Annotated in this window: 23 protein-coding genes and 1 pseudogene; 12 read left to right on the forward strand and 12 right to left on the reverse strand. The window is 71.8% G+C overall.

The annotated features are described in order from the left end of the window. Positions 1-67: 67 nt before the first annotated feature. Positions 68-1,036 (reverse strand): ketopantoate reductase family protein, encoded by a 969-nt coding sequence (locus ACIA8L_RS48220; protein ID WP_395915747.1) that lies wholly within the window; start codon positions 1,034-1,036, stop codon positions 68-70. A gap of 116 nt (positions 1,037-1,152) precedes the next feature. Between ACIA8L_RS48220 and ACIA8L_RS48225 the strand changes: the two genes are divergently transcribed. Next, positions 1,153-1,542 carry a hypothetical protein gene (locus tag ACIA8L_RS48225; protein WP_395915749.1) on the forward strand — a complete coding sequence of 130 codons (390 nt, stop codon included), beginning with the start codon at positions 1,153-1,155 and terminating at the stop codon, positions 1,540-1,542. A 111-nt stretch (positions 1,543-1,653) separates the two neighbouring features. Here the strand turns inward: ACIA8L_RS48225 and ACIA8L_RS48230 are convergent, their stop codons facing one another. Together ACIA8L_RS48230 and ACIA8L_RS48235 are read right to left on the reverse strand one after the other, a co-directional pair. Further along, the gene (locus ACIA8L_RS48230) at positions 1,654-2,589 is read right to left on the reverse strand and encodes a M56 family metallopeptidase (RefSeq protein ID WP_395915751.1); all 936 of its coding nucleotides are present in this window, start codon (positions 2,587-2,589) and stop codon (positions 1,654-1,656) included. Next, positions 2,586-2,981, reverse strand: a complete 396-nt coding sequence (locus ACIA8L_RS48235; protein WP_395915753.1) for a BlaI/MecI/CopY family transcriptional regulator — start codon at positions 2,979-2,981, stop codon at positions 2,586-2,588. Before ACIA8L_RS48235 ends, ACIA8L_RS48230 begins: the two co-directional genes overlap by 4 nt. A gap of 106 nt (positions 2,982-3,087) precedes the next feature. Between ACIA8L_RS48235 and ACIA8L_RS48240 the strand changes: the two genes are divergently transcribed. After that, positions 3,088-4,302 carry a pyridoxal phosphate-dependent aminotransferase gene (locus ACIA8L_RS48240; protein ID WP_395915755.1) on the forward strand — a complete coding sequence of 405 codons (1,215 nt, stop codon included), beginning with the start codon at positions 3,088-3,090 and terminating at the stop codon, positions 4,300-4,302. Between the two features lie 3 nt (positions 4,303-4,305). Here the strand turns inward: ACIA8L_RS48240 and ACIA8L_RS48245 are convergent, their stop codons facing one another. The 3 genes and pseudogenes from ACIA8L_RS48245 to ACIA8L_RS48255 all read right to left on the reverse strand — a co-directional run bounded on the left by ACIA8L_RS48245 (position 4,306) and on the right by ACIA8L_RS48255 (position 5,148). Next, positions 4,306-4,686: a hypothetical protein gene (locus ACIA8L_RS48245; RefSeq protein WP_395915757.1), complete on the reverse strand. Its 381-nt coding sequence runs from the start codon at positions 4,684-4,686 to the stop codon at positions 4,306-4,308. A 106-nt stretch (positions 4,687-4,792) separates the two neighbouring features. After that, positions 4,793-5,017: pseudogene (locus ACIA8L_RS48250) on the reverse strand (NADPH:quinone reductase); the annotation flags it as partial. Beyond that, a complete protein-coding gene (locus ACIA8L_RS48255) occupies positions 4,945-5,148 on the reverse strand; it encodes an NAD-dependent epimerase/dehydratase family protein (protein WP_395915759.1) in 204 nt (67 codons plus the stop codon). The pseudogene ACIA8L_RS48250 and the gene ACIA8L_RS48255, both read right to left, overlap by 73 nt. On the opposite strand from ACIA8L_RS48255, the gene ACIA8L_RS48260 reads away from it, so the two are divergent. Together ACIA8L_RS48260 and ACIA8L_RS48265 are read left to right on the forward strand one after the other, a co-directional pair. Next, the gene (locus ACIA8L_RS48260) at positions 5,147-5,386 is read left to right on the forward strand and encodes an Lrp/AsnC ligand binding domain-containing protein (RefSeq protein ID WP_395915760.1); all 240 of its coding nucleotides are present in this window, start codon (positions 5,147-5,149) and stop codon (positions 5,384-5,386) included. The genes ACIA8L_RS48255 and ACIA8L_RS48260 overlap by 2 nt on opposite strands. 62 nt (positions 5,387-5,448) lie before the next feature. After that, the gene (locus tag ACIA8L_RS48265) at positions 5,449-6,015 is read left to right on the forward strand and encodes a Uma2 family endonuclease (protein WP_395915761.1); all 567 of its coding nucleotides are present in this window, start codon (positions 5,449-5,451) and stop codon (positions 6,013-6,015) included. A gap of 26 nt (positions 6,016-6,041) precedes the next feature. Here the strand turns inward: ACIA8L_RS48265 and ACIA8L_RS48270 are convergent, their stop codons facing one another. Further along, entirely contained in the window at positions 6,042-6,698 is a 657-nt protein-coding gene (locus ACIA8L_RS48270) for a hypothetical protein (protein ID WP_395915763.1), read from the reverse strand. Between the two features lie 155 nt (positions 6,699-6,853). Here ACIA8L_RS48270 and ACIA8L_RS48275 point away from each other — a divergent pair, with 155 nt between their 5' ends. The 4 genes from ACIA8L_RS48275 to ACIA8L_RS48290 are packed head-to-tail and all read left to right on the forward strand — an operon-like array spanning position 6,854 to position 8,909. After that, on the forward strand, positions 6,854-7,282 hold the full coding sequence (locus ACIA8L_RS48275; protein ID WP_395915764.1) for a hypothetical protein: 429 nt from the start codon (positions 6,854-6,856) through the stop codon (positions 7,280-7,282). A gap of 5 nt (positions 7,283-7,287) precedes the next feature. After that, entirely contained in the window at positions 7,288-7,689 is a 402-nt protein-coding gene (locus tag ACIA8L_RS48280) for a hypothetical protein (protein ID WP_395915766.1), read from the forward strand. Positions 7,690-7,718: 29 nt separating this feature from the next. After that, positions 7,719-8,201: an NUDIX domain-containing protein gene (locus ACIA8L_RS48285; protein WP_395915769.1), complete on the forward strand. Its 483-nt coding sequence runs from the start codon at positions 7,719-7,721 to the stop codon at positions 8,199-8,201. A 12-nt stretch (positions 8,202-8,213) separates the two neighbouring features. Next, a complete protein-coding gene (locus tag ACIA8L_RS48290) occupies positions 8,214-8,909 on the forward strand; it encodes a hypothetical protein (RefSeq protein WP_395915770.1) in 696 nt (231 codons plus the stop codon). 15 nt (positions 8,910-8,924) lie between these two features. Here the strand turns inward: ACIA8L_RS48290 and ACIA8L_RS48295 are convergent, their stop codons facing one another. Beyond that, the gene (locus ACIA8L_RS48295) at positions 8,925-9,806 is read right to left on the reverse strand and encodes a PAC2 family protein (RefSeq protein WP_395915772.1); all 882 of its coding nucleotides are present in this window, start codon (positions 9,804-9,806) and stop codon (positions 8,925-8,927) included. 158 nt (positions 9,807-9,964) lie between these two features. Here ACIA8L_RS48295 and ACIA8L_RS48300 point away from each other — a divergent pair, with 158 nt between their 5' ends. From ACIA8L_RS48300 to ACIA8L_RS48310, 3 genes are all read left to right on the forward strand, one after another. Next, a complete protein-coding gene (locus ACIA8L_RS48300) occupies positions 9,965-11,611 on the forward strand; it encodes a hypothetical protein (RefSeq protein WP_395915774.1) in 1,647 nt (548 codons plus the stop codon). A gap of 10 nt (positions 11,612-11,621) precedes the next feature. After that, positions 11,622-15,137 carry a methionine synthase gene (gene metH, locus ACIA8L_RS48305; protein ID WP_395915775.1) on the forward strand — a complete coding sequence of 1,172 codons (3,516 nt, stop codon included), beginning with the start codon at positions 11,622-11,624 and terminating at the stop codon, positions 15,135-15,137. Positions 15,138-15,441: 304 nt separating this feature from the next. Beyond that, positions 15,442-16,236, forward strand: coding sequence for a GntR family transcriptional regulator (locus ACIA8L_RS48310; protein WP_395915776.1), 795 nt, complete (start codon positions 15,442-15,444; stop codon positions 16,234-16,236). Between the two features lie 2 nt (positions 16,237-16,238). On the opposite strand, the gene ACIA8L_RS48315 is transcribed toward ACIA8L_RS48310, so the two are convergent. The 4 genes from ACIA8L_RS48315 to ACIA8L_RS48330 form a co-directional block, all read right to left on the reverse strand. After that, entirely contained in the window at positions 16,239-16,847 is a 609-nt protein-coding gene (locus tag ACIA8L_RS48315; RefSeq protein WP_395915777.1) for a YdeI family protein, read from the reverse strand. A 358-nt stretch (positions 16,848-17,205) separates the two neighbouring features. After that, positions 17,206-18,870, reverse strand: a complete 1,665-nt coding sequence (gene mctP, locus ACIA8L_RS48320) for a monocarboxylate uptake permease MctP (protein WP_395915779.1) — start codon at positions 18,868-18,870, stop codon at positions 17,206-17,208. Positions 18,871-18,876: 6 nt separating this feature from the next. After that, complete coding sequence (locus tag ACIA8L_RS48325; protein WP_395915781.1) at positions 18,877-19,107, reverse strand: DUF3311 domain-containing protein; 231 nt, start codon at positions 19,105-19,107, stop codon at positions 18,877-18,879. Between the two features lie 289 nt (positions 19,108-19,396). After that, positions 19,397-20,311, reverse strand: a complete 915-nt coding sequence (locus tag ACIA8L_RS48330; protein ID WP_395915782.1) for a threonine/serine dehydratase — start codon at positions 20,309-20,311, stop codon at positions 19,397-19,399. A 75-nt stretch (positions 20,312-20,386) separates the two neighbouring features. Here ACIA8L_RS48330 and ACIA8L_RS48335 point away from each other — a divergent pair, with 75 nt between their 5' ends. After that, positions 20,387-21,277 carry a LysR family transcriptional regulator gene (locus tag ACIA8L_RS48335; RefSeq protein ID WP_395915783.1) on the forward strand — a complete coding sequence of 297 codons (891 nt, stop codon included), beginning with the start codon at positions 20,387-20,389 and terminating at the stop codon, positions 21,275-21,277. Positions 21,278-21,604: the final 327 nt, after the last annotated feature.

Here is a 21,604-nt window from a genome sequence, read left to right on the forward strand (position 1 = left end):
GCCCGCACGCGGACCGGCGCCCGCACGCGGACCGGCGCCCGTGCGCGGACCGGCGCCCGCGGTGGCGCTACTCGGCGGTGGCCTGCTTGAGGGCGGCCAGGAGCCGCTCGGGGGGCATGGTGCCGGGGGTGTCGCCGCGGTCGGCGGCGGCGATCACGAGGCGTCGGGCCTGCTCGTTGGCCGGGGCCGGCCGGCCGTGGAGGCGGGCCAGGAGGACGATCTCGCCGTTGAGGTAGTCGGCCTCGACCGTGCCGGTGCCGCGGGCCAGGCTCTGCCAGGTCGAGCCGCCGCCGCGGACCTGGCCGGCGACCGGCACCATCCGCAGGATGTCGCCGCGGCGTTCGCGGTCCTCGGCCGAGGTGGCGTATTCGATGCCGGCTGCTCGCAGTACCCCCTCGCCTTCCGCTCGTAGGTAAGCGGCGGCCTCGTCGGCGCCCTCGCCGCGGCCGCACAGGGCCTCGGCGGCGTTGCCCAGGTTCATCAGGAGTTTCGTGTACTTGCGGCGCATGATGTCGGGTCTGGCCTCGGCGACGAAGCCGGCCTTGACCAGGGTCGCGGCGAGCTCCTCGGCGCGGGCGTCGACGCTGCCCGGGATGCGGCCGATGTCGAGGATGCCGGGGACCGGGTGGCACTGCGCGATGACGACGCCGGGCTCCAGGTGGGCCGACGGGAGCATGACGCAGATGCCGTAGACGTCCGGGAAGAGGCGCAGGGCGGCCCGTTCGTTGGCGACGCCGTTCTGCAGGCACACCACCGGGACGTCGCGCGGGAGCTGGGCCAGGACCTCCTCGGTGGAGTTGCTCTTGACGGCCAGCACGGCCACGTCGCCCGGGCGCCAGTCCACCTCGGCCGGGGTGGCGAACGCCGGGAGGTGGTGGACGGAGTCGCCGGTCGCCTCGCGCAGCAGCAGGCCGCCCTCGCGGATCGCCGCCAGATGGGGGCCGCGGGCCACCACGGCCACGTCGGTGCCGGAGGCGGCCAGGCGGGCCGCGACAACGCCGCCGACGGCGCCCGCTCCAATGATCACGATTCGCACGCCTCCGACGGTACCAACGGAGGTGGCACGAACGGGGGACTCGACCTACTACAGGCCCTAGTAGTGTTCCGGGCAGGTGATCCACCAACTTCCCACACCAGGTAAAGGACATGACGATGAGCGAGTACGGCGAGTTCTCCATGGGCCAGGAGTCCGGCGAGCTGGAGCAGCTGCACCAGGCCTCCGGCAGCGAGCAGGACTTCCAGTCGCAGTTCGGGATCTACGAGGCCGACCACAGCGCGGCCGAGTCCACCGACTTCCAGACCGGCCAGCACGTCGAATACGAGGGCGCGGACGGCAGCCGGTTCGAGTCGACCGACTACACCAACTACTCCCACGACACCGAGGAGTCCGACCACGTCTTCGCCGCCCAGGGCAGTGAGTCGAGCCACAGCGCCGAGTTCTCCGAGCTCGACGCCCTGCGCGCGTCGTTCGACAGCAGCTTCGCCCAGGGCACGCAGCTCAGCACCGGCGACGGCCCCGGCTGGTCGATCGCGTCCAGCTGAGGAATTCACTACGACGGCAACTAGTAGTAACCTGTGCTCGGCCGCGCCGGAAGGACAGCCCAACTACCCCTTGGTCGGACTCCGGCGCGGCCGTTTCACGGGCAAAAACCATTAAAACGCCACAAACGTCCGCTCCAGTACGGCCAGCAGGGGCGGTGTCGTCACGCCGCCCGCACAGAGCGTGGCGACCATGAACCGCTGGGCCCTCGACAGTGGGCGCGGCGGGTCCAGGAGCCGGTGCATGCGCTCGAGGGCGTCGCCGCCGTCGAGGGCCAGGTCCGGGGCCGGGCCCGGGGAGCCGGCCAGCGCGACGAGCGCGCGGGCCAGGTCGAGGCGCGTCGCCGTGCGGGCCGCGGTGTCGTCGGCGCACAGCTCGACCAGGCGGTCCACCTGGCGGGCGCCGACCCGGAAACACGTGGCCCGCGGGAACGCCTGCGCGAGCATCCGCATCCACCGCGTGGCCTCGAAATGGCGGCCTTCGTGGTGGCCGCGCTCGTGGGCCAGTACCGCCGAAAGCTCCTCCGCTTTGAGACGGTCGACGGCGGCCGACGTGATCACGATGTCGGCCGCGCGGCCCGGCAGGCGGGGGCCGGGGACCAGGTAGGCGGCCGGCTCCGGATGGGTCACCACGGTCGCGCCGGGCACCGCGCCGCTCGTCCCGGCCGCCCGCACCAGCAGGCGCAGACGGCTGCGCAGGGAGCGGTGGGTGGCGTACAGCCGGGTCGCGCTGTAGCCCAGCCGCGCCCCGAGCAGCAGCAGCGCGGCGAGGCCGGCGACGGCGAAGGCCCGGGCCCGGTGGTCGTGGCGGCCCAGGAGGGCGTCGAGGCAGACGTGCCAGGCACTGGCCGCGAGGTCGTGGGCGCAGTCCCAGTACAGCAGCAGGGTCAGCCCGGCCAGGAGCGCCGAGAGCAGCACACCGGCGCTCAGGGCCAGCCAGGCGGCCACGCCGAGCCGGGGCGAGCGGGCCACCCAGCCGGCCGCCGCCAGCCGCGGCGCCCCCACGAGGGCCAGGGCGGCGGCGAACGCGACCAGCAGCAGCGGGCTCATCGGCCGCCGATCCGCCGCTCGAACGTGCTCAGCGCCGCCCGCAGCGCCGCCGCCTCGTCGAGCGTCATCCTTCCGACAAAGTGGGTGAGCGCCTCGAGGCGGTCGCCGCTGTCGACGAGGGCCTCGTGCATGGTCCGGGCGACGTACTGGTCGCGGGTCAGCGCCGGGACGTAGCGGTAGGCCCGGCCGTCCGGTTCGCGGGTCAGCCAGCCCTTGCGGAACAGGGTGTCCAGGACCGTCATCACCGTCGTGTAGGCCAGCTCACGGTGCCAGGTCAGCTCCGTCATCGCCTCCCGGACGGTGGTCGGGCGGCCCCGGCCCCACAGCAGCTCCATCAGCGCCGCTTCCAGTTCACCGAACCCCTGCACGCGCTCGCCCTCCCCAGCGTTCACTAGCGCGAATCGTACCGAGGCCCGGCGATCCGGGTAGTCGGCCGCGGGGCCACATGTTGGGAAGTGGCTACCGTCGCCGGGGTGCGGCGGTCGTAGGGTGCCTGGCATGCAGGTGACTCAGTCCGCGAAGCTGGCCAACGTCTGTTACGACATCCGCGGACCGGTCATGGCCGCCGCCAAGCGCATGGAGGCCGACGGCCACCACATCCTGAAGCTCAATATCGGCAACCCGGCGCCGTTCGGTTTCGAGGCGCCGGAGGAGATCCTGCAGGACGTCATCCTCAACCTGCCGGCGGCGCACGGCTACGGCGACTCCAAGGGGCTGCTGTCCGCCCGTCGCGCGGTCGTGCAGTACTACCAGCAGAAGCAGGTCCTCGGGGTCGACATCGAGGACGTGTACCTCGGCAACGGCGTCTCCGAGCTGATCGTCATGGCGCTGCAGGCCCTGCTCGACAACGGCGACGAGGTGCTGATCCCCTCCCCCGACTACCCGCTGTGGACGGCGTCGGTGTCGCTGTGCGGCGGCAAGCCCGTGCACTACCTGTGCGACGAGTCCAACGAGTGGATGCCCGACGCCGACGACATCGAGGCGAAGGTGACGCCCCGCACGAAGGCGATCGTCGTCATCAACCCCAACAACCCGACCGGCGCCGTGTACAACCGGGCCATGCTGGAGCGGATCGCCGAGGTCGCCCGCCGGCACAACCTGATCGTCTTCTCCGACGAGATCTACGACAAGATCCTCTTCGACGGGGCCGAGCACGTGGCGACGGCGGCCGTCGCGCCGGACCTGTTCACGATCACGTTCAACGGCCTGTCGAAGGCCTACCGGGTGGCCGGCTTCCGCACCGGGTGGATGGTCCTGACCGGCCCGAAGCAGCACGCGAGCAGCTACATCGAGGGCCTCGACGTCCTGGCCAACATGCGGCTGTGCCCCAACGTGCCGACGCAGCACGCGGTGCAGACGGCGCTGGGCGGATACCAGTCGATCAACGACCTGGTCCTGCCGGGCGGGCGGCTCCTCGCCCAGCGCGACGTCGCCTGGAAGATGCTCAACGACATCCCGGGTGTGAGCTGCGTCAAGCCGCAGGGGGCGCTGTACATGTTCCCGCGCCTCGACCCGGAGGTGTACCCGATCAAGGACGACCTGCGCTTCGCGCTGGACTTCCTGAAGGCGGAGAAGGTCCTGGTCGTGCAGGGCACCGGATTCAACTGGCACCACCACGACCACTTCCGCATCGTGACCCTGCCGCGGGTGGCGGAGCTGGAGATCGCGGTGACCCGCCTCGCCCGCTTCCTCAGCGCCTACGTCCAGAACTGACCGCTAGGTGAACATCTCGGCGTGGTCGGTCACCCACTGCCGGTAGGTGCGGGCCGGGGCGCCGGTGATCTCGGCGACCGTGCCCGTCACCGCGGCCGGGGCGTGGACCAGCTGCTCCTGCACGCGCAGGGCGACCTCCGCGTAGCCGGCCGGCCAGCCCGCGGCGGTCAGCGCGGCCAGGGCCTCGGCCCGGGGCTGGGTCCGCCAGCGGACCGGGCGGCCGATGACCTCGCCGATGATGCGCGCCTGCTCGGCCATCGTCAGCCACTGCGGGCCGGTGACCGTGTGCCGGCGCCGGTCGTGGCCCGGGTCGAGCAGGGCCCGCACGGCGACGGCCGCGAGGTCGGCCTCGTGGACCCCAAGCCGGCTCCGGCTCGTCGGCATCACCGACGACCCCGTCCGCGCGGATCGAGCCGGCCCAGGCGCGGCTGTTGGCGGCGAACCCGGCCGGGCGCAGCACGGTCCAGTGCGCCGCGCGCTCCTCGACGGCCCGCTCCACCTCGGCGTGGAACCGGGCGATCGCCTCGGCCGCCGGTATCGCCCCGCCCACCGACGCCGAGGAGAGCAGGACCACCCGGGGCCCGTGCCGGGCAATGATGTCCAGGGCCGCGGCGGCCGGTCCGGCGGTGAAGAACGGCCACATCAGGTACACGGCGTCGACGCCGGCCACGGCCGCGGCCAGCGTTTCGGGGTCGGCCAGGTCGCCGCGCACCACCGTGGCGGGCAGCCCCCGGCCCGCGCCGGATCCCGGGTCAGGGCCAGGACCTCGGCGCCCGCGTCGTGCAGCCCGGCGACAATGTGCCGCCCCACGGTGCCGGTCGCGCCGGTCACCAGAACAGTGCTCATGCCACCAGCCTCGCCGCGCGCGCTGACCACCACCGCGGCCGCCCTCGCCGCCCGCCCGGAGGTGTCGTTCGCCGCGGTCACGACTGGCCCGACGAACGTGGTCGCCCACCTCGCCGGCGTCGACTCGACCGGCCTGTACCGCTACGTGACGGGCCAGGTCGCCGGACTGACGGCCGTCACGTCGATCGAGGCGGCACCGGTCCTGCGCACCATCAAACAGTTCGGACCGCCACCCTGACCGGGCCGTTGCGACCCCCGGTATCTTGAGGTTGGTCGGTCAACGCGATTCAGGAGGTGTGCATGACTGCCGAGATGGTCGCGCCGGCCTGGATGCATGAACAGGTCACGGCCGAGCAGTACGCCACGTGGACCGAAGAGCAGTGTTCCGGCATCGAGATCGTGGATGGGATGGTCCTGGTGAGTCCGAGCGCGTCCAAGCGGCACAACCGCCTGGCCCGGCTGCTGGCGAACGCCCTCGATGCCGCCGCCGGGCCGGACTGGAACGCCGACACGGACTTCGACGTCCGGCTCCACGACGTGCCGCTGAACAACCGGCGCCCGGACGTGACGGTCTACCGGGCGGACAGTATCGACGTCACCCCGACCCGGCCCGAGCACGTGCTGCTGGTCGTCGAGGTGGTCTCCCCCGGCTCGGAGACGACGGACCGGATCGTCAAGGCCGACCAGTACGCGAAGGCCGGCATCCAGTTCTACTGGCGCGTCGAACAGGCCGCCACCGGAGCGCCCCTCGTCTACACGTACGTCCTCGACCCGGCCACCGGCCGCTACCGCGACGGCGCGGTCGGCACCGGCGTCGTGCAGGTGACCGCCCCCTTCGCCCTCGAGGTCGACCTCAGCGAGATCTGACCACGACGGGGCGGCGCGGAGGTGGCTCAGCGGGGTTTCTGGTCGCGCTGGACGACTTCGACGACGGCGCCGGAGGTGGTGTCGACGCGGTAGTGGCGGCCGGCGGGCAGGGGGCGTTCGAGGGGCCGGACGCGCAGCTGGACGCCGTCCGGGGCGATCTCGCGGGCGGCGGTCAGGGCGTGGTCGTCGGGGTCGAAGTCCAGGTCGCCGGCGTCCTCGGTGCGCGAGACGGTGAGGGCGAAGCGGATGCCGCCGGTGATCGCGTCGAAGACGAGGCGATGGTGCTCGAGCGTGATCGAGCCGTACTGCGGCAGGACCAGACCCGTCTGGAAGACCAGCCCGTTGACGGCGGCCCAGCCCTGCGCGCAGTACACCCGGAAGCTCACCGCCTTGCAGTCGCCGTGCTCGGCCCGCGACACCGTCGGGTACTCCCACACCCCGGTGCCGCCGTGCCGGAACCCGACGAACGCGTGCGCGGCCACCGAGTAGCGCCACGGCGCCGACGGTACCTGCGGGAACGGGTAGTCCGGCGGGTGCACGTCGGACAGGCAGCCGACGGCGAGCACCCGGCAGCGCGGGATGCGCACGATGTGCTCGCCGATCACGTAGGACTGCGCGGCCGGGGTGACCGTGTAGTCGAGGATGTTGTCGGCGGATACATCGGCGCTCGCGATGAGGTCCATCCGGCCGTTGTAGCCCCGGCCCGGCGCCGACGGCTCGCGTCTGCCGCTTTTCTGACTCCCGGGCGCGGTTTGGCGACAGTGCGGTGATCACTTTGCTGACGCCGGGCGCCTTGGCGGATCTCTATCGTCGTTGCCGTACCCCTGAATGATCGAATTTGACGATTGAGGAAATCATGGGCCTTTTCAAGCAGTTCAAGGATATGCGCAACGTCGTCGCGGCGGCGCCGGACATGATCGCGCAGGCGCAGCAGACCGGTGCGGCCGCCCAGGCGTACGCGGCGCAGGCGCAGGCGTCCTACGGGATGCCGGCCGGCTACGGCTTCGCGCCGGGCGCGCCGGCCGGTGGCATCGCCGAGAGTGACCCCCGGCTCGCCCCGATCGCCGGGGTCGACCTCGCCATGTACGCGCGGATCTCGAAGGCCGCCTCGCAGGAGGGCCTCAACGCCGACGGGCTCGTGCTGAAGGCGCAGAGCTTCGGCGTGTCCGCGGAGGCGTGGCAGGAGGCGGCGACCGGCTGGCCGGCCCGCATGCGCGGCGACATGCAGCTCGCCGTCCACTACGGCAACCTGTTCGGCCAGGTCTGAGCGCCGTGGGCTTCTTCAAGGACGTCCGGAAGCTGCAGCAGCAGGCGAACGAGATCAGTCGCACCTACGACCCGGCGGCCCAGATGCGGGCCGGGATGGCGCAGATGCAGCAGGCCCAGCAGTCGCTGCAGACGCAGACGGCCGACCTGGAGCTGCAGCGCACCGGCACCCCGGGGGCGGCGACCGTCCTCGCCCTGGCCGACACCGGCACCCGGATCAACATGGTGCCGCTGGTGCGCCTGACCCTGCTGGTGGAGCACGGGGGCCGCCCGCCGTACCCGGTCACGACCGAGACGATGCTGCCGCTGCACGCCTCCGCGCAGGCCGGCGTCGGGCAGCGGGTGTCGGTGCTGGTCGACCCGCAGCGGGCCGACCGCGTCCTGGTCCGCTGGGGTGTCCCCGCCTAGCCGGGCGCGTTCGCTTAGAGTTACCGGTCGTGACGACGCGGGTGTTGCGGGTGGCGGCCTACGGGGTGTGTGTCGCCGACGGGCGGATGCTGCTGGCCCGGTACGTGTCGCCGGACCGGGCGCAGCGGCACTGGACGTTGCCGGGCGGGAAGGTCGAGCACGCCGAGGACCCGGTCGACGCCGTTGTGCGGGAGGTCGCCGAGGAGACCGGCTACGACGTCGCCGTCGAGCGGCTGCTCGGGGTCGACTCCCGCTGCATCGCCGTGGACTGGGCCGGGCCCCGCGGTGGCGAGCTGCACAGCGTCGGCGTCTTCTACACCGTCCGGGTCACCGGCGGGCAGCTGCGCAACGAGATCGGCGGGTCGACGGACCTCGCCGCGTGGGTGCCGGTGGACGAGGTCGACGGGCTCGAGCGGGCGGTCATCATCGACGTCGCCCTGAACCTGGACCGCGGCCGCCCGCCGACCGGGCACGTCGACCCGATCGCCGTCGGCGGGCTCCTGCACTCCTGACCGACACCGACCATGACTGACACAGACCGCCGTGACCGCCGGTTGTTGTTCGCCGGGTCGGCCGGTATCGCCGCCGTCGCGGTGATCGTGGCCGCGCTGCTGCGGGCGGGCGGTACTCCGCCGGTGTCCGCGGCGCCGGCCGCGGGGTCCGGTGCGCCGCCGGTGGCTGGGACCGCATCGGCAGCGGCCGCCGCGGCGGGCGCCGGGGGTTGTGCGGTCGTGCCGCTGGCCGCGGATCTCGGGGAGGCGCGGGCGGCGGGAGCGTCGATCGTCCTCGCGCACGGCACCCTGACCGGCCGGACCGTGCCGGAGCCGCGGGTGCGGGCCGAGATGGCGCTCGGCGGTGTGGAGACGCTCGCCGGGCCGGTGGTGGCCGACGGGGCGAAGGTCTGGGTGCCCACCGCCCGGGGGCCGGCCGGGCCGCTGCCGGGCGCTGATGCCGGGTCGCTGTGGGGGCCGGACGGGGCGCTGTTCGGGATCGTCTGGCCGCAGCGGCTGACCCACGACCCGACCGGCCCCACGCTGCGGGTCGCGCCGGTCGTCGGCGAGCAGGTCATCTTCAGCGCGGCCGGCTGCTGGAGCGGCGGCGGGCACCCGTTCGCCGGGCCCCTGGCCGAGGTCCCGGAGTCCGGCGACTACGCGCGGGCGGCCCGGACCGGCTTCGACCCGGTCCCGCTCGACACCGTCCGGCGCGCGGCCCGGGGGTGAGCCCGGCCCGCGCCCTTACCAGGCGCCGGTCGCGGACGGGCCGGCCTGGCCGCCGCGGCGGCGGAGGTACTTCTCGAACTCCTGCGCGATCTCGTCGCCGGACAGGGGCTGCAGGCCCGCGTCGCCGGAGCGTTCTTCCAGCTCGCGGACGTATTCGGCGAGCTCGGCGTCCTGCTCGGCGGCCTGCTTGAGGCGCTCCTCCCACTCCGCGGAGTCCTTGGCCAGGTCACCGGTCGGGACCGGGATGTCCAGGATCTCCTCGACGCGGTGCAGCAGGGCCAGGGTCGCCTTCGGGCAGGGCGGGTTGTTGGCGTAGTGGGGGACGTGCACCCAGAACGACACCGATTCGATGTCCGCGCGCAGGCAGGCGTCGTGCAGCACGCCGACGATGCCGGTGGGGCCCTCGTAGCGGGTGGGGATCAGGCCCAGGTTCTCGATCGTCTCGGGCGACGCTCCCGACGGGGCCGAACCGCTGACGGGCAGGGCGCGGGTGTACGGCACGTCGGCGAGGAGCGCACCGAGCAGCACGACCCGGCTGACCTCGAGGGAGTGGCAGACCTCGAGGACCTCCTCGCAGAACGTGCGCCAGCGCATGCTCGGCTCGATGCCGCGGATGAGGACGATGTCACGTTCGGCGTCCGGCGGGCGGGCCACCGAGAACCGGGTCGTCGGCCACTCGATGCGCCTGGTCTCCCCCTCGGACATGACGACGGTCGGGCGGTTGACCTGGAAGTCGTAGAAGTCCTCGGGGTCGAGCGAGGCGATGGTCTCCGCACCCCACTCCTGCTCGAGATGCTCGACGACGGCGGTCGACGCGTCGGCAGCGTCGTTCCACCCTTCGAACGCGGCAATCGCGACAGGGGAGCGCAATACGGGCAGGCCGTCGAACTCGGTCACGGTCCCAGCCTACGTGGATGCCCGCGCGATGGCTTGCCAGCCTCGCGGGAGCGACCCAGATGAGAATGGATACGGCCCGGTAACCCCGCGCGATCAACCCCGGGTGATCTGTCACGCCCCGGAGCCGGGTTCACAAGATCTCCCGATAGCATCCGGGAATGCGAAACCGACGCAGGTCCTGGGTGCTCGCCTTCTCGGCGTTTTTCCTGGTCTTCGGCGCGTGGTGCTTCGCCGCGCCGTTCGACGGGCCGGCCGACGAGGTCCAGCACACCATCCGGGCCGCCGGGGTCGCCTCCTTCGACCCGGGGCAGATCTTCGCCCGGCCGGCGACGGTCCCGGACGCGTTCCAGAAGCCCGGTATGGGGGCCTTGCAGCGGGTTCCGGTGGGCATGGACGCCCACGCGGTCTGTTTCGGGTTCAAACCGCAGGTCAGCGCCGCCTGCGCCGCGGGCCTGCACGGCGGCGAGGTCGGCGAGGTGCCGACCAGCGCCGGGCGGTACAACCCCCTCTACTACTTCGCCGTCGGCGTGCCGCTGCGGCTGTGGCCCGACTGGGGCGGCCTCGTCGTCGCCCGGCTGATCTCGTCGGCGATCTGCGCGGCCCTGCTGGCCTCGGCGTTCGTGTCGCTGCTGCGCTGGTCGCGCTACGGGCTGACGGCGGCGACGCTGCTCGGCGTGGCCACCCCGATGCTGGCGCACCTGGCCGGCGGGGTGAACCCGAACTCGGTGGAGATCGCGGCCGGGATCGCGTTCTTCGCCGCCGGCATCCCGCTGCTGCTCGAACCGCCCGACCTGGTTGCGAAACGCCCCCTGGTCACGCTGCTGGGCATCAGCTCCGTCCTGCTGCTGACACTGCGCTCGGCCGGGCCCGCCTGGTTCGCGTTCGCGTTCTTCGCCCTGGCCGTCCCGGTGCGATGGCAATGGCTGCGGGGGTACTGGCGGCTCCTGCGCGTGAAACTGTGGACCGCGGGCGTCATCGTGGCCGCGGTGCTCTCGGCCGCGTGGATCGTCGGGATGAAGACCGGCGAGCTCGTGCCGCCGCCCGCCGGCCTCTACGACTACAAGACCGGCGAGGCCATCGCCATCTACGTCAACAGCTGGTGGGTGTACCTCGAAGGCATGATCGGCGTCGCCGGCTGGTTCGACGTGATCATGTGGTCGCCGTTCTACATCGTGTGGGCGCTGCTCGTCGGCGGGCTCGTCGTCCTCGGCGGCATGTTCGGCGACTGGACGATGCGCTGGCGATACCTGGTCATCCTGCTCGGCGGCGTCGCGCTGCCCGGCTTCCTGCAGGTGACGCAGGCCAACATGACCGGTTTCATCATCAACGGGCGATACATGCTGCCGCTGCTCGCGGGGCTGCCGCTGCTGGCCGCGTGGACCCTGGAGCGCCGGTTCTTCGACGCGACGCAGGCCCGGACCGTGGTCCGTACGATGATCATCTTCCTGCTGCCGGTACACCTGGCGCTCCTGGCCTGGGCCATGGTCCGGTGGCAGCGGGGATTGCCGAGCAACGCCGGTGTCGGCTGGTTCAACCCGCTCAAGGGGGACTGGCACCCCCCGACCGGCTCCGTCACCCCCCTGCTGATCATGGTCGTGGGGCTGCTGTTCACGGCGGCCGTGTTCTGGCGCGTCCCGCACGACGAACCGGCGCCGCAGCTCGGCCGCGGGGAGGCGCCGGCGCTGGAGCCGGCCGGCAAAAGTGTGACCGACAACCCCGACGTTCCCAGCCAGCGGGAGACCGGTACCGATACGTGGCGGGAATCGCGTACGCCCGGGGAAGATTCACCCGAGAAGGCCCGATAGCCTTTGGGGTATGCCGGATCTACTGAAGACGCTCGCTGAGCGGGTCCTGCTCGCCGACGGGGCGATGGGCACCATGCTGCAGGCGGCCGAGCTCACCCTCGACGACTTCGAGGGGCACGAGGGCTGCAACGAGGTGCTCAACGTGACCCGCCCGGACGTGGTCCGCGGCGTGCACGAGGAGTACTTCGCGGCCGGTTCCGACGCCGTCGAGACGAACACGTTCGGCGCGAACCTGGCCAACCTCGGCGAATACGGCATCGAGTCCCGCATCCGGGAGCTGTCCGAGGCCGGCGCGCGGCTGGCCCGGGAGGCCGCCGACGCCCACAGCACCCCGGACCGGCCGCGGTTCGTGCTCGGCTCGATCGGCCCCGGCACCAAGCTGCCGACGCTCGGGCACGCCCCGTTCGCGGCCCTGCGCGACGCCTACTTCGACAACGCCGCCGGGCTCATCGAGGGCGGCGCCGACGCGCTGATCATCGAGACCTGCCAGGACCTGCTGCAGACGAAGTCGGCGATCATCGGCGCGCAGCGGGCGTTCACCGCCACGGGCATCACGGTGCCGATCATCTGTCACGTCACCGTCGAGACGACCGGCACGATGCTGCTCGGCTCCGAGATCGGCGCCGCGCTGACCGCCCTGGAGCCGCTCGGCATCGACCTCATCGGCCTCAACTGCGCCACCGGGCCCGCCGAGATGAGCGAGCATCTGCGGTACCTCTCCCAGCACGCGAAGATCCCCGTGTCCGTGATGCCCAACGCGGGCCTGCCCCAGCTGACCGCGAACGGCGCCTACTACCCGCTGACCCCGGCCGAGCTCGCCGACGCGCTGCAGCGCTTCGTGCTCGAATACGGCGCGGGGCTCGTCGGGGGCTGCTGCGGTACCACTCCGGAACACATCAGCGCCGTCGCCGCCCAGCTCGGGGCGCAGCACCCGGTCCCCCGCGCGCCGCAGGTCGAGCCCGGCATCGCCAGCATCTACCACCACGTGCCGTTCCACCAGGACGCCAGCGTCCTCATGGTCGGCGAGCGGACCAACGCCAACGGCTCCAAGGCGTTCCGCGAGGCGATGCTCGCCGCCGACTACCAGACCTGCGTCGAGATCGCCCGCCAGCAGGCCCGCGACGGCTCGCACATGCTCGACCTCAACGTCGACTACGTCGGCCGCGACGGCGCGCAGGACATGCGGGAGCTCGCCGGCCGGTTCGCGACCGCCTCCACCCTGCCGATCATGCTCGACTCGACCGAGCCCGAGGTCATTTCGGCCGGCCTGGAGATGCTCGGCGGGCGCTGCATCGTCAACTCGGTCAACTACGAGGACGGCGACGGCCCCGGCTCCCGCTTCGCCCGGATGATGCCGCTGGTCAAGGAGCACGGCGCGGCCGTCGTCGCGCTCACCATCGACGAGGAGGGCCAGGCCCGCACCGCCGAGTGGAAGGTCCGCGTCGCCTCCCGGCTCATCGACGACCTCACCGGCACGTGGGGCATGCACGTCTCCGACATCCTCGTCGACTGCCTGACCTTCCCGATCACCACCGGCCAGGAGGAGGTCCGCAAGGACGGGATCGAGACGATCGAGGCGATCCGGCAGATCACCCGGCTCTACCCGGGGATCAACTTCACCCTCGGCATCTCCAACGTGTCGTTCGGCATCAACCCCGCCGCCCGCCAGGTGCTCAACTCGGTCTTCCTGCACGAGTGCCAGGAGGCCGGGCTGACCAGCGCCATCGTGCACGCCTCGAAGATCCTGCCGATGAACCGGATCCCCGACGAGCAGCGCGAGGTCGCCCTCGACCTGGTCTACGACCGCCGGCGCGAGGGCTACGACCCGCTGCAGAAGTTCATCCAGATGTTCGAGGGCGTCGACGTCGCCTCGGCCCGGGCCTCCCGCGCCGAGGAGCTGGCCGCGCTCCCCCTCGACGAGCGGTTGAAGCGCCGGATCATCGACGGCGAGCGCAACGGCCTCGAGGCCGACCTGGATGAGGCGCTGACGGCGCAGTCCGCGCTGTCGATCATCAACGACACGTTGCTGGACGGCATGAAGACCGTCGGCGAGCTGTTCGGCTCCGGGCAGATGCAGCTGCCGTTCGTGCTGCAGTCGGCCGAGGTCATGAAGACCGCCGTCGCCTACCTCGAACCGCACATGGAGAAGGCCGAGGACGACGCCGGCAAGGGCCGCATCGTCCTGGCCACCGTCAAGGGCGACGTCCACGACATCGGCAAGAACCTCGTCGACATCATCCTGTCCAACAACGGCTACGAAGTCGTCAACATCGGCATCAAGCAGCCGATCTCCGCGATCATCGAGGCGGCCGAGGAGAAGCAGGCCGACGCGATCGGCATGTCCGGCCTCCTGGTCAAGTCCACGGTGATCATGAAGGAAAACCTGCAGGAGATGAACGCCCGGGGCGTCGCCGAACGCTGGCCCGTCCTGCTCGGCGGGGCCGCGCTCACCCGCGCCTACGTCGAGGACGACCTCAACGAGATCTACCACGGCGACGTCCACTACGCCCGCGACGCCTTCGAGGGCCTCTCCCTCATGGACCGGGTCATGACCGCCAAGCGCGGCGGCGCCCCCGTCATCGACCCGGAGCGCGAGGCCGCCCTGGCCGCCCGCCGGGAACGCCGGGCCCGCACCGTCGAGGTCCGCGAGGACCTCCCCGGCCTCGACGACACCTCCGTCAAGTCCGACATCACCTACGACAACGCCGTCCCCACCGCCCCGTTCTTCGGCACCCGCGTCGTCAAGGGCATCCCCCTCGCCGACTACGCCGCCCTGCTCGACGAGCGCGCCACGTTCCTCGGCCAGTGGGGTCTGCGCGGCACCCGCGGCGGCAGCGGCGGCCCGTCCTACGAGGAGCTCGTCGAAACCGAAGGGCGACCCCGGCTGCGGTACTGGATGGACCGTCTCGCCTCCGACCGGGTCCTCGAGGCCGCCGTCGTCTACGGCTACTACCCCTGCTACTCCGAAGGCAACGACCTCGTCGTCCTCGACGAGAACGGCCACGCCGAGCAGGCCCGGTTCACGTTCCCGCGCCAGCGCCGCGACCGCCGCCTGTGCATCGCCGACTTCTTCAAGCCCCGCGACGCGGGCCAGCTCGACGTCATCGGCATGCAGCTGGTCACCGTCGGCCAGCCGGTGTCGGACTACACCGCGAAACTGTTCGCCGAGAACGCCTACCGCGACTACCTCGAGGTCCACGGCCTGTCCGTGCAGCTCACCGAGGCCCTCGCCGAATACTGGCACAAGCGGGTCCGCGAAGAGCTGATCCTGCCCGACGGCCGCCCCATGGCCGACGAGGACCCGAAGGACCTCGACGGCCTCCTCAAGACCGAGTTCCGCGGCTGCCGATACAGCTTCGGCTACCCGGCCTGCCCCGACCTGGAAGACCGCGCGAAGACGGTCGCGCTGCTGCGCCCGGACCGCATCGGCGTCTCCCTGTCGGAGGAGTTCCAGCTCGTCCCCGAGCAGGCCACCGACGCGATCATCATCCACCACCCGGACGCGTCCTACTTCAACGCCAAGTAGGTGCTGTGCCGTGCCGGGGTCACCGCGACCCCGGCACGCGGCCGGCCCGGCTGACCTGCACTTTTGCCGCTACCGCTCCACCTGCTCACCGCTCCCCCGCATGCACAGCTCCCTCGCGCCAATTGCCCCGCTGTCCCCTTCTCGCCCGTCGGCCTTCTGGGCCTTCGGTCCCGCGGCTTGCAGTACCCCCGCGGCTTCTGGGATTTGCTTCGCCTTGCAGTGCCGACGCGCTGGCGATGCTGTTTGGTCCGCGGTTGTGTCGAACAGGTTGCCGAGAGCGTCCTAGGAGGCTAGTTTAGGCCTTATGACGATTAATCCGGGGGCTGCCGAGTTTCCGCACCGGCAGATCGGGGCGCAGATCCGGGCCCAGATCCAGCGCGGCGACTGGGCGCCCGGCGAGCGGCTGCCGTCGATCCCGGCCCTCGCCGCGCAGTACGGGGTGGCCAAGCAGACCGTGCAGCGGACCATCGACCAGCTGCGGATCGAGGGCCTGCTGATCACCCGGCCCGGCTCCGGCACGTTCGTCCGCGGCACCAAACGGCGGATGAACCGGCTCTCCCGCGGCCGCTACGGATCGCAGCGGGGCTACCACGCCGAGCTCGCGGCCCGCTACCGGCAGCACCTGATGATCGTCGCCCAGATGCCGGCGCCCCCGGAGGTCGCGGAGGCGTTCGGCCTCGACACCGGCGCGCCGCTGCTGGTCCGCCGCCACCTGGTCCGCACCGGCGACTCCCCGGTCGAGGTCGGCGCGTCGTGGTTCCGCCCCAACGACGTGCGCGGCACCTCGATCGAGCGCCCCGACGTGTTCGACCGCCCCCTCTACCAGGAGGTCGAGGACGAGCTCGGCCGCCGCTACGCCAGCGCCCGCGACCAGGTCAGCGCCCGTCTCCCGTCCCGCGAGGAGGCCGAGCTGCTGCAGATCAGACCCGACACCCCGGTTCTGGTACTCCTCCACGTCGCCTACGACGAGGACCACAAGGTGCTCGAGGTCGCCCAGGCGGCCTGGCCGGGCCCGATGACGCAACTGACCGAGGAGTACCGCATCCCGGCCCCCCGCCCCGGCCTGCCCGACGACGAACCGGGCATGGCCCTGGGCTGACCTCACCCCGCCGGCGGCACCGGCCGCGCCTTCTGCGGATGGAACGCCTCGTGCCGCGCCAGCATCGCCACGACCTCACCGATCTTGCGCACCCGGGTCTCGGCCCGCTTGACCGCGTTGACCCGGTAGATGATCGCGAACCGGTTGGTCTTCGTCAGCACATCGAACATGGCCTGCGCGGCCGGTTCGGCGGCGATCGCGGCCGCGAGGTCTTCCGGCACCTCGGCCTCGGACGGCGGCGCGTAGGCCGCCGCCCACCGCCCGTCCGCCTTCGCCGCCTCCACCACGGCCCGCCCGGCGTCGCGCATCAGCCCGTCCGCCTCGAGCCGCTCCACGTGGGCGACGTTGCGCTGCGACCACGGGCTGCGGGCCGTCCGCGGCGTGAACCGGATCCAGGAATGCTCCGCATTGCCCTTCCGGGCCTGCCCGTCGATCCAGCCGAAGCACAGGCCTTCGTCCACCGCCTGCTGCCAGGTGAGCGTGGTGACCGCCCCGCCCTTGCGGGTCAGCGCCAGCCACACCCCGGCCGACGTCGTATGGTTGTCGGCCAGCCACGCCCGCAGCGCTCCGGCGTCGGCGACGATCAGCTCCTCCAGCTCCGCTCCAGGCACAAGAAGCAGGCTAAGGCACCGGCCCGCCGTTCGCGCCACGCCCACGCCCCACACTGCCGCACAGCGCGGTCCAGCGGCACCCGGCGGCGTCGCCGCATCCTCCCCGGCCGATGCCGCGAACCCGGTGATCGCGCCGCATCCGGCGCAGCGTGCCGCATCCGGCGCAGCGTGCCGCATCCGGCGCAGCGTGCCGCATCCGGCGCAGCGTGCCGCATCCGGCGCAGCGTGCCGCGGAGGCTGGGCCGCGCCGACGGGGCCGCTCCGCATCGGGGGCGGGCGATGCCGTGGCCGCACGGCGGGTGACGCACGGGCGCCGGCCAGGATAGGCCCGGCCGGCGCCGGTCGTGCCGAACAGCGGTCAGGTGATCGGGTCGGGGGCGGCGGTCGCGGCCGAGGCCGGGGCCGGGGAGGTGGGGGCCGAGTTGACGCGGGGGTCGTCGGCGTCGGCGAAGTAGTCGGCGCGGGTGGTGTCGTCGCCGCCGTCGGCCACCTTCGTCGAGCGCAGGATCAGGGTGGCGATGACGGCTACCAGGAGGTTGACGATGACGGCCACGAAGCCTACGTAGACGGTTCTCTTCGTGTCGAAGCCCCATTCGCTCAGCGGGAACGCCGAGCCCGCGAAGTGGCGCTTCGTGGTCGGGTTGACCACCTGGTAGAGCATCCACAGGCCCAGGCCCATGCCCGCGGCCCAGCCGGCGACGAGGGCGCCGCGGTGGAACCAGCGGGTGAACAGGCCCAGGGCCACCGCCGGCAGGGTCTGCAGGATGATGACGCCGCCGATCAGCTGCAGGTCGATCGAGAACTGCGGGTCGACGAAGACGACGAAGAGCAGGGCGCCGAACTTCACCAGCAGGCTCATCACCTTGGCGACCGCGGACTCCTGGGCGGGAGTGGCGTCGCGTTTGAAGTACTCGCGGTAGATGTTGCGGGTGAACAGGTTGGCCGCGGCGATGGACATGATGGCCGCGGGGACGAGGGCGCCGATGCCGACCGCGGCGTAGGCCACGCCGGCGAACCAGTCCGGGAAGATCTTGTCGAAGAGGAGCGGTACCACCGTGTTGTTGTCGTTGGTGCCGTTGGCGTTCTTCAGCGGGGTGACACCGGCGGCGATCGCGGCGAAGCCGAGCAGGGCGATGAGGCCCAGCAGGAAGCTGTACGCCGGGAGGGCCGACATGTTGCGCTTGATGACGTCGCGGTTCTTGCTGGCCAGGACGCCGGTGATGCTGTGCGGGTACAGGAACAGGGCCAGGGCCGAGCCCAGAGCCAGGGTGAAGTACTGCAACTGGTTGTTGGCGTTGAGCAGGATGCCGTCGGTCGCGGCCGGCGTCTTCTGGAACTTGGCGTCAGCGGCGTCGAAGATCGAGCCCCAGCCGCCGAGCTTCGCCGGCAGGTAGAAGACGGCGACCAGGATGACGACGTAGATCAGGATGTCCTTCACGAACGCGATCAGGGCCGGGGCGCGCAGGCCGCTGGAGTACGTGTAGGCGGCCAGGATCGCGAACGCGATGATGATCGGCAGGTGCCGGGCCAGGGTCCCGGAGCCGGTGACACCCATCGTCTTGAGGACCGACTCGATGCCGACGAGCTGCAGCGCGATGTACGGCATCGTGGCGACGATCCCGGTGATGGCGATGACGAGCGCGAGCGTCGGCGACTGGAACCGGGCCCGGACGAAGTCGGCCGGGGTCACGAACCCGTGCCGGTGCGACACCGACCACAGCCGGGCCAGGGCCAGGAACACCAGCGGATAGATGATGATCGTGTACGGGACGGCGAAGAACCCGGCCGCGCCCGACGCGAACAGCAGCGCCGGGACGGCGACGAACGTGTACGCCGTGTACAGGTCGCCGCCGACGAGGAACCAGGTGATCCAGCCGCCGAAGTTGCGGCCGCCGAGGCCCCACTCGTCGAGGTGCGCGAGGTTGTCGGGGCGGCGCCAGCGGGCCGCGACGAAGCCCATCGCGCTGACCGCGAGGAACAGGGTGACGAAGATGACGATCTCGAGCACATGATCACGCCACATGCCGGGTCACCTCTTCTTCGTCATCTGGTAGACGAGCGTGGTGGTGCTGACGCCGACGATGATGTACGCCAGCTGCAGCCAGTAGAACCGCGGAAATCCCAGCAGCCGCGGGCTGTCGCCGTTGAACAGGAACGTGAGCAGCGGCAGGACGATCGGAATGAGCAGCAGCCAGTTCCAGGGGCTGCGGTCACCCGACCGCTCCGCTGGCGCGGCGACGGGTTCTTCGGGAGCGGCCATGACAGACCTCTTCTATGTGACGGGGGTTATCGGACCTGGGCGGCAGGTCCGCAGTGATCGACGTAACCTGATCCCCGCCGTGCGCTCAGCCCCGCCGGGCCGCAAATCGGCGAACGGTAGAAACAATGCGCCTAACGGGTCAGCGCCTGCTTCGTGACGGAGGTGGGTGCGAGGCGGAGTCCAGATTTCGTCTGCGTGCGTCCCGTGGAAGCCCGGCTACCGGTGTTGTAACCGGGCTTCCGCGGGAGGTGCGCAGGCGGAATCTGGGCCCGCCGCAGCCCCGCCTGCGTCACGAAGCAGGCGCTAACTCCAATTCCGTTGCGTTGGCTCCTGTGACTATCACTCCGACGGCTTCCCCCAGAAGATCGGGCCGCTGGTGTACTGCCGCGAGGGCGGTCGCCCCCGCCCCCTCGGCCTGGGTGCCGGCGAGCCGCGCGAGGTCCCGCCGCGCCGCGTCGATCTCGTCGTCGCTCACCAGCACGAAATCCGCCAGGTGGGCGCGCAGGATCGCCTGCGGGCCGGCGAAGCCGCGGCCAGTGGCCAGTCCATCGATCCGGGTTTCGTTTCGGCGGACCACGCATTCGCCCGCCCGCCACGAGTCGTGCGCGGCCGGAGCCGATGCCGATTGGACCCCGATCACCCGGCAGTGCGGTGCCACCGCGGCCGCGACCAGGCACGCGGCCGCCGCACCGGTGCCCGAGCCGACGGGTACCACCATCGTGTCGAGCTCGGGGTGCCGCTCGAACAGCTCGAGGTACAGCGTCGCCACCCCGGCGATGAGGGCCGGCTCGTCACCGGGGCTGATCAGGCGGCCCGGCAGCGTCTGCCCGTGCGCCTCGGCGTCGGCCATGTTCGCGCCGTGCGGGACGACCTTCGCGCCGAGCGCCTCGACCGCCCGGATCTTGATCGCGGCGGTGTGCGCGGGCATGACGATGGTGGCGTCGCGGCCGTACTCGCGGGCGGCGTAGGCGATCGAACGGGCGTGGTTGCCGGTGGAGTAGGTGACGATGTCGTCGTCGAGGGTGCTGAGCAGGTTGAGCGCGCCGCGGATTTTGAAGGCGCCGGTGGGCTGGGCGTTCTCGTGCTTGACGACCAGGCGCCGCCCGACGGCCTCGTCGAGCAGCGGATAGGACCAGGACGGGGTCGGCGGCAGGTGCGCGGCGACAATGCGGCGGGCCTTGAGCACGTCGTGCATCGTGAGCATGGGTCGAGGCTCTCGCAGTACCAATGGATAGGTCTAATGCTGGTTTTTGGGCTTTTGCATAGACATGATTGATGCATGCTGGATCTGACGCGCCTGCGGGTCCTCGTCGCCGTCGCGCGGCACGGCTCGGTGACCGCGGCCGCCGAGGCGCTGCACTACGCGCAGCCGTCCGTCAGCCACCACCTGGCCCGCCTGGAGATCGAAACCGGTTCGCAGCTGCTGCAGCGGGTCGGCCGCGGCGTCCGGCTCACCCCCGCCGGCCGCCTCCTGGCCGAACGCGGCGAGGAGATCATCGGCCGCCTGGACGCCGCCGAGGCCGAACTGGCCGAACACACCGGCCTGTGCGCCGGCCGCGTCCGCCTGGCCGCGTTCCCGTCGGCGCTCGGCTCGTTCGTGCCCCGCGCGGCCGCCCGGTTCGCGGCGGCCCACCCCGACGTGGAGCTCCAGTTCGTGGAGGCGGAGCCCCCGGCCGCGCTCAGGCTGCTGCGCTCCGGCGACGCCGACCTGGCGGTGGTGTTCGACTACGGCCCGCCCACCGGCGCCGACCCGGCCGGTGTGCGGCTGACCCCGCTGTTCACCGAAGGCCTGCACCTGGTGGTCCCGCCCGGCCGCGAGGGCGCACTGGCCGACTTCGCGCGTTCCCGGTGGATCGCCGGCTGCGAACGGTGCCGCGAAAGCCTGGTGCGCCGGTGCGCGGCGGCCGGCTTCGAGCCCGACATCGCGTTCACGACCGACGACTATGTGGCGGTGCAGGCCCTGGTCGCGGCCGGTCTCGGGGTGACGATCCTGCCGGATTTGGCCCTGCTGGCGCACCGGTCCCCGGCGGTGGCCACGATCCCGCTGGAGGGCGGGGAGCGGCGCGTGCTGGCGGCGGCGTACGGTGTGCCCCCAGACCCGCCGGCGCCCGCCCGCCTGCTCGAATTCCTCAGCGAGTCACACTCGGTGATGGAAAACAGCGGAGGGTGAGCGGTTAAACGTGAAATAGATTCATAGGTGTACGGTGTCAGAAAGCGGAGCGCACCGGTGGCCCGAGGTGGCTTCGTCGAGCGTCGGCGCGCTTTGCCGGCCGTTGCGGTGAGCCTTCGTTCAGCTCCAGCGCGGTTGGTCTCGGCCCGCACGCGGTTGGTCTCGGCCCGCGCGGTTGGTCTCGGCCCGCGCGGTTGGTCTCGGCCCGCACGCGGTTGGTCTCGGCCCGCGCGGTTGGTCTCGGCCCGCGCGGTTGGTCTCGGCCCGCGCGGTTGGTCTCGGCCCGCGCGGTTGGTCTCGGCCCGCGCGGTTGGTCTCGGCCCGCGC

Origin of the sequence: Dactylosporangium sp. NPDC051541 (assembly GCF_044454505.1) — a bacterium.
In the GTDB taxonomy this organism is placed as follows: domain Bacteria; phylum Actinomycetota; class Actinomycetes; order Mycobacteriales; family Micromonosporaceae; genus Dactylosporangium.